Below are 7728 nucleotides of genomic sequence, written 5' to 3' on the forward strand. Positions count from 1 at the left end.
CCTATGTGGGAGATCCGACGCAAGACAGAGAGAAGGTGACAGTAGGACGAGCTAGGGAGCATCCCATTTTTGCAAAAATATCAAATAGCGAGTTGACCATTGAGATAGGCACAACGTAATTGGGGAGCAATGCGATTTTGTGAGGTGGTTAAAATTCGGATACTAAATCACCTATTTAGAGGTGCGATCGCAGCTAAATAACTGTTTTTATTGAGAATTTACCTCTCTTACTGAGAATTTAAGTCCGATCTAACAAAATCGCATTGCTCCCACGTAATTGTAGTATGGAGGGAACATTGAATGGATGCCACTGAGAACCAGAAAGTTTCAACCTCATACCGATCTGTTTAATAGCAGACTCCACTGCCCCAGAACCAACAGAGCAAAGCTGTTCCGCTTGATAGTAAGCATAATTGACAATTCGGCTCCGATGCTTGTTCAAATAAGCACAAAAATTCTTCGCCTGTTTCTTGCTTAAATCAGCGAATAAAGCGATCGTTGCATTGACCTGACCAGTCCATAATAAGTTTTCTGCTTGTTTGAGCCGCTTGATAGAGCCACCAACTTTGTGGAGGTTCTCGCGTAAGTGATACCAATCGAGAATCTCCAGTCGTTTCTCTTGAGTGCCGATCTCAGCAAACAATTTCCACACACCATTATGCCCATCCCCTAGGCAAACTAATGGGGTAATCAACCTCTGTGAGTTGATCCAATCCAAAAGGGACTGATGATCGCCAAAGAATGCTCCGTAATAAATCCCACCTAAGCGTACTGCTTTGTAATCTCTCCACTCACATTCGAGTCCTTTTGGTGTCCGCAATCGTACTTTGCCCCCATCCAAACTTACTTCTGGAATTGCTTGTTTAGCTTGTGGTAAGTGCAATTCCTGTTTGTTTACCAGTCGATGTAGTGTACTATGTCCTACTTTGACTCCAGTTAAGGCTTGCAGTTCTAATTCGGCATTTTGGTATGATTCATTAGCACAAAGTCTAAGGCTACATTTCTCTAAGATTGGACTCAGGTGATTTCTTGGTGACAACCCCAATTTTTGTGCTTGCAATTCTTTTGATTGGTAATTCCCCTAGACAACTTTTGATCTGTCTAGTCCGTCCTTTGCTTGTACCCGTAGTTTGTTCGATAAAAAAAAGGCGATTTGAGGGCTGACGTGTTCAAGCATTTGCGTAGGCGTAGCCCGCCGTAGGCATCGCACTGTTTTTTCGATCCCTTCGAGAGTCTCTAATGCCTCTGGTGATGTATTTTTATACAGGATTGACGCGATCTCTTTTGCGGCGGCTTGTAAACGTTGTTTTTCTTCGGGGGTCATAGGTTTAGCCCAAATTCTTCTTGCGTAGTCCTTATACTACACTTTCCTTTGGTATTTTTGCATAAGTGGGATGCTCCCTGCTAATTTATTTAAATTGACAAAAACTTAATCAATTGTTCTCCACCAAATACTTAAACAAATCATTGAGGACAAGATTCGCAGAGAAATAATAACCAATCAACCAATATTGCCCCACTATATGAACTTTACCTTGCTTGACTACGTTAAGTTTTGACCATAAAGGTTGTGCCGTTAATTGTTGAATTGCCAGCTTTGCATCGTCGGGTTGAGAAAAGTTAGAAGTTACAACAAATAAAACATCTGCATCTATCAAACTCAGAAGTTCAGGGGATATAAAGTACCAACTAGTATTACCAAATATCTTAGTAAAGTTTGGTACAGCACTTGGTTTTTGCGAGAGTGGACGGTCTAAACCAAGCTCCTGCAATATTGAACCAGAAAATGAATTTTCAGTGCGGATAACTATTCTACCTGGAAAAATGTGTACAACTGATACCTGAGTTTGTTTAAGTTTTTCGCCCATGCTTGCTTTAAATTGGGCTATTCGCGCATCATAAAGCGCTGCTATTCGTTTTGCTTTTTGTGCTTGACTTAATGCTTGGGCTAGTTGCATGAATGATCTTTTCCAGCCTGCTACGTCTTTTGTAATTTGGTATACAACAGTCGGTGCAATGTGCGACCATAAACTGTAGCTTTCTAAAAAACCGAAATTAATGCTTACTATCAAATCGGGCTTCACAGAAAGAACCTTCTCAAAATTAGGTGGTAAGCCAATGTCTACAGCATCAGAACGCCGCCATGATGCTGGTATTTCTTTTTGAGGATAGCCAAAAAGTTTTACCCCTAAGCTAATAGCTACTTCTGTAGATTGGGGATCTAGTGAGATAATCCTTTGGGGGTGCAGGGGAACTGCTGTTTCACCTATTGTATGTTTGACTATACGGACATCTGCTTGAGATGGTGATTTAGGTAACGGGCTGTATGGGTATGAAAATAAACTGCAAGCACACAATGACAAAAGGCAAAAAACAGAAATAGTGCGGACAAGCATAACTATTGGTAGTGATCGCTAACTATATAATTGATAATTGTCAATATTCAATGCTCAATAAAAATTTCCATTCCAATGTTACGGTTGCAGTGAATGAACTATTACATTTATTGCAGTGGAGGGGCATGGTATAGACTGTAAACCTGTTATTATTCATAGCTCCAACCTGATGCCACTCCTAACATCAGCAGTCTAACTAATAGCAGTTGCTCCCGTACTACATACAGCTTAAAATTCATAGCCCACGCTCAAATATGCTTCAAAGGGCGCACCCGGAAAAATTTGCGTTTGACCGTTAGCCCCGACATAGTAAAGAGTGTCAAACAAATTCTGGAGATTGAGTTGTACTCGCAAGTTGTTGCGGCGGTAGTAAAGAGCAGCATCAGTGCGGAAGTAAGAGGGCAATGTAAAGGTGTTTGATAAATCTCCATAGCGCGAATCCACATAAGAAAGACCCAATCCACCACCAAATCCTTTCCAAGAACCGGTGGGAACAATGTATGTCGTCCACAAAGAAGCAGTGTTTTGAGGAACGTTAAGAAAACTCCCCACTCTGATGCTGTTGTCTTTAGTAACGCGCGGATCGATGTAGTTGTAGGAGAAAATCATGTTCCAACCCGGTGTGATTTCTCCAGTAGTATAAAGTTCAATCCCTCGACTTCTCTGTTTCCCAGTTTGGATTCTAAAGCGAGAATTATTCGGATCGACTGTTGTGAGGTTAGTCTGAGTCAAGTCGTAGAAAGCTAAAGTGCTAGATAATTTATTATTGAGTAAGTCTGTTTTTACTCCGACCTCATACTGAGTGCCACGGCTCGGTTGAAAAGAATTCCCCCGCGCATCAGTACCGATGATCTGCTGAAAAGATTGGCTGTAGCTGGCGTAGAAGCTTAGGGATTTAATCGGTTGATAAACTACGCCTAAGCGTGGACTAAAAGCATTATTATCTTGACTAGTACTTCGTCCATTCAAGTTGTTGAAAGAGCTTCTATTTAGCCAGTCGAAGCGTCCTCCTAAAAGGAACTTGAGCTTGTCAATTAGTGAGACTTGGTCTTGAAGATAAATCCCTTGAGCATTATTGGTACTAGAGTTATCACTACTACCCGTAACCGAGCCTACAGGCGTGCCATACACCGGATTGAACAGATCGATTGGACTGCGTGTATAAATATTTTCCTTAGATTTGGTATCTAACCAAAACAAATCAAAACCAATTAATAGTTTATGCTCGATGCTACCAGTTTGAAATTGACTCGTCAAATTGGTATCTGTGAAGTATTCGTTATCTATTTCACTGTAATCGGAAGCGATGCGGTCTAGCGTGCGATTATCAGCTTCTAGACTATCTGAGAATGTGGCCAAACCCCGCGCAGGGTTAGTGTTTTTGTTTCCATATTGGAAACCATTACGTAAAACCCAATTATCATTGAAGCGATGCTCAAGATGGTAGGCAATTCGACTCTCTTGAAAACGGTTACTATCAGAAGGCTCGGCTAAATTACGACTGCGTGGAATCTTGCCGTTGGGATTTGAAAAAACAGTACCATTAGCTATTAACCCCGCCTCTGGATCGCCATTTGGATACTCAACATCCTGATATTCACCTTCTAATGTTAAGTTGGTGTTTTTACCAATTAGCCAAGTCAAGGCTGGTGCTACAAAATAATGCTGTCGGTTTACGAAATCTACAAAGCTGTTTGCACTCTCGTAGTCGGCATTCAAGCGATACAACAAAGTCCGATCTTGATTTAACGGACCAGAGATGTCAATTGAGGGTTCAACAGTTTCCTCAGTTCCAACACGTATCTGACCAAAGTAATACGGTTCTGATAGTGGCTGTTTGGTAACACGGTTGATAACACCACCTGGGGATAGTTGTCCGTATAACACCGAAGCAGGGCCGCGTAAGAGTTCAATTTGCTCTGTGTTAGCAGTGTCAACAGTATTTATTCCTGATAAATCTTTCAAACCGTTACGAAATAAAGTACTACCAAAGCCTCGGATGGAAAAAGAATCAAATAGGGTCGATGGAAATCCAGTTGTAATAATGCCTGCTGTTCGCAATACCTCTCCCTGGTTTTGCGCGCCCAAATCATCGATCAGATGGCGAGGGAACACCTGAATTGATTGAGGAATCTCAAGTAGGTCTGTTGGTGTCTTTGTTGCTGTAGTTGTATTATTAACTTTATAGCCTGTTTCAGGCGGTGCTGTCACCTCTAATTCAATCGGTGCTTGATTTTCACTAGTTGGCAGTTTTTGCTGTGGCGGTGCTGGTTGCTGTGCTGTAGATGTGGTACTTGTCACCCCAATCACTAATCCTTCAGGACTGTCAAACAACTCCACTGCTGGTACACCCACCTCACCCGTCACTGTCACCCGTATGGTATTAACATTAATGTTAATAATAGTCACCTCGATAATTCCTACTGCTGGCTTCGATTGACGAAAGCGAGCGCCACTACTCAAACGCAACTGAGCGTTAGGGATGTCTGCAATATAAGAGTTACCCTCAGTTTTAGGAGTTACTTGCAGGCGACCGCTCTTGACACCTGTCTCTAAAATCACCTCCAAACCCTTACTTGTACTATTGAGCTTCACTGCCGTTATTGGTGTGACTTCTGTTTGAGGAGTAGGTGGTGATTGCACAAGCATTTGAGCGCTGAACCTGGAATGTTTAATCTGGTTAACCAGGGGAATTTCTCTATTTAATATTTCCTCACCCAGAACAGGAACAGTAAACGCAAATAGCGAACTTGTCAGCAATAGACTTTGCCAGAAAAAGATAGATATTATCTGTAAATTCATACCCACACCTCACACACCCACTTTGTTAAAAATATTAATCATATAGTCAACTGTCATCAAAGTTAATTAAAACCCCATAACCATGCAATATTCAGCCCTTATTTCATATTATGTAAATCTATACCTTTGCCAGTAAAGTTCATTTTTACATGTGTAATCGAAACCACATCTATTGTTACTTGACTAATTTGAGAAACAAAATTCTGATTTCTAGGATTTCTTAGCAATTAGTTACTGCTGGTTTTAGCAGACTGTACCTCACTCAAATTTTGAATTTTACTCTTTGCTTCATCTAAAGCTAAAGTTTTTTTAGGCAATGATTGCTCGGCAAACGCTGAATTAGATAGAAATAAGCGAGAAAACTAATATTAACCAGCTAACAGTTACATAGAGCAGTTTAGCAAACATTTATCACACGCTCCAGACAAATACACGACACAAGATTTTTGCGCTCGCCGCAGCAAGATTTACAGCGCTATCTAGGTGCAAACCTAATAACAGCATTAACTGCAACTGATTGCTGCAAACATCTTTACTAATTAAGTTGGTAAAGATACAAAGTTCTAACTGCCCTATTATCCCAAAAGCATATAATTTTTGAACGTTGATGTCTTGTTCGAGCCGGACTTTTTTTTGTTCCAAACGGACTTATTAACTGTGAAAAGATTTAGGATTAACTGCAAATTTCTTCCGAAATGCATGATTAAAAGAGCTAAGGCTAGCATAGCCTACTTTCCTCGCTACTTGTGTTACATTCATGTTTCTCTCGATTAGTAACTTGTGGGCTTGTTCCATGCGATAATCGTGCAGGTAGCCAAACACTGTAGTGCCAAAAACCTGTCGGAACCCTTGTTTGAGTTTGCGATCATTTAACCCTACCTGTCGTGCTAATTGTATAAGAGAAGGTGGATTATCTAGATGTTTTAATAAAATTTCTCTAGCATAATAAATGCGTTCAACATCTGATGGCTTCACCACGCTATTATTAACCTCACCTTGATTGATTTGAATTTCCTGTTCAATCAGTAATGTCATTAACTCCCACACCTTGGTTTCAAGATACATTCGCTTAGTAATACCTTGGTAAGGACATTGGAGAATTTGCTGCACTGCTAACTGCATTGCAAAAGTTTGAATTCCATAGCGTTCATAAGTCAATCGATCCGAACGTCTGATGAGATGTTGTAATTCCTTTGGAAGTTCACCAGATGTATCTCCTGCAAATGCTCGAAACGCTTCTGGTTTGATATGAACAGATATTTCTACTTCTTGCAAGAACTTCTCTGGTGAATAAATATGCTCTGGAGCCATACCACTGCCACTCAAGAAGTATTCTCCAGTGCTAAAGTTAAGATTTTTAGATGGCGAATCTATTAAAATAAAAAATTGAAATTCTATCCAATGTTGTCTGTCTATATATTCTACAGCTATTGATTTTTTTAACTGATAGTTGTAGATTTCTAAGGATATACAATCTCGTAGCCAAATTTCTCGGCGATATCCTGACCCAAATGGATGCCGACGGGTGATATCAAAGTCATCAGTGCAGTTATTCTGTTGAATCAGCTCTGCTTGATAAAGTTGTTTAGCGTAATCTGCTAATGAAAGGATTAGTGTCATAATAAAGTTAACTTACTAAATTTTTAATTTCCAACTCAATTAGTTGATAAAATTCCCAGGTAGTAAATAGAAAAATAGCAATGTAATATTGCCTACCTGCAACAACACGCACAGGCTTATTTATAAACACTATTGAAGTAGTCAGCAATAGACCCTGCCAGAAAAAATAGTTTAATCTCTGCCGCTTCATTGGATTTTCCTCACACAGTTGCTTAGGAGTCACTCACCACACTCTTAAGTTAAGATATAAAGGGAAGTGGAAAACCTATCACCCTTTATCCAAAACCCCATAACAATCTCACTCCAATTCATGCTCCGGGAATTGGGATTGTCGGACTACTGTACGTCATTTAACTTAGTCTGAATTTTACCAACTTAGTGAGTAAAATACCAGATATATTTTTTCTCAAAATCTCAAGGAATCTTGCTGCTACCCAGAGAAAAACTGCTCCTGGGGCGAGTACAATTGAGTATTGAAGCTGCTTTTAATTAAAATCGTCTCAAAAGTATTGTTTGATTGACCTAAGTCTTTTGTCAGAGTATCTTTATCAAATGCAACACTATGTAACCAATATTATTGGTAATATCATCACAGATGACCTATATATCAGGGCAAACGCATCTAAATTACTCTTGATCACAACGAAGGTTAAGAACCAACGAAAAAATCTTTCCTTTCGCGCTTGATTATTTTTTAAGCCCCAAAGCGATGCCTGCGGCGGGCTACGCCAACGCCGAACACTTTCGCAATAAGCAAGAGTTAATGACATTGATTTCGGTCTATTGAGAATAGACTTTGCTTATTGACATGATGCGGCCGCCCTGACCTATGAACCTATCCCACTATAGCGGTTTTCGCTTGAGTGAAATACAAAATGTGGGAGGATGAACAAAGTCAACAGCAAAGTGC

At 40.2% G+C, this 7728-nt stretch carries 4 protein-coding genes and 1 pseudogene; all 5 read right to left on the bottom strand.

What is annotated here, in order from left to right:
• Positions 1-238 precede the first annotated feature (238 nt).
• The 5 genes and pseudogenes from ACFFAP_RS32880 to ACFFAP_RS32900 all read right to left on the bottom strand — a co-directional run bounded on the left by ACFFAP_RS32880 (position 239) and on the right by ACFFAP_RS32900 (position 7041).
• Positions 239-1324 (bottom strand): annotated as a pseudogene (locus ACFFAP_RS32880) (ISKra4 family transposase).
• 109 nt (positions 1325-1433) lie between these two features.
• Positions 1434-2396 carry an iron-siderophore ABC transporter substrate-binding protein gene (locus ACFFAP_RS32885; protein WP_375515148.1) on the bottom strand — a complete coding sequence of 321 codons (963 nt, stop codon included), beginning with the start codon at positions 2394-2396 and terminating at the stop codon, positions 1434-1436.
• A gap of 228 nt (positions 2397-2624) precedes the next feature.
• Positions 2625-5198: a TonB-dependent siderophore receptor gene (locus ACFFAP_RS32890; protein WP_375515149.1), complete on the bottom strand. Its 2574-nt coding sequence runs from the start codon at positions 5196-5198 to the stop codon at positions 2625-2627.
• A gap of 651 nt (positions 5199-5849) precedes the next feature.
• Entirely contained in the window at positions 5850-6818 is a 969-nt protein-coding gene (locus ACFFAP_RS32895) for a helix-turn-helix transcriptional regulator (RefSeq protein WP_375515150.1), read from the bottom strand.
• Between the two features lie 7 nt (positions 6819-6825).
• On the bottom strand, positions 6826-7041 hold the full coding sequence (locus ACFFAP_RS32900; protein ID WP_375515151.1) for a hypothetical protein: 216 nt from the start codon (positions 7039-7041) through the stop codon (positions 6826-6828).
• Positions 7042-7728 lie beyond the last annotated feature (687 nt).

The sequence above is a fragment of the uncultured Nostoc sp. genome (assembly GCF_964245575.1).
GTDB lineage: Bacteria > Cyanobacteriota > Cyanobacteriia > Cyanobacteriales > Nostocaceae > Nostoc.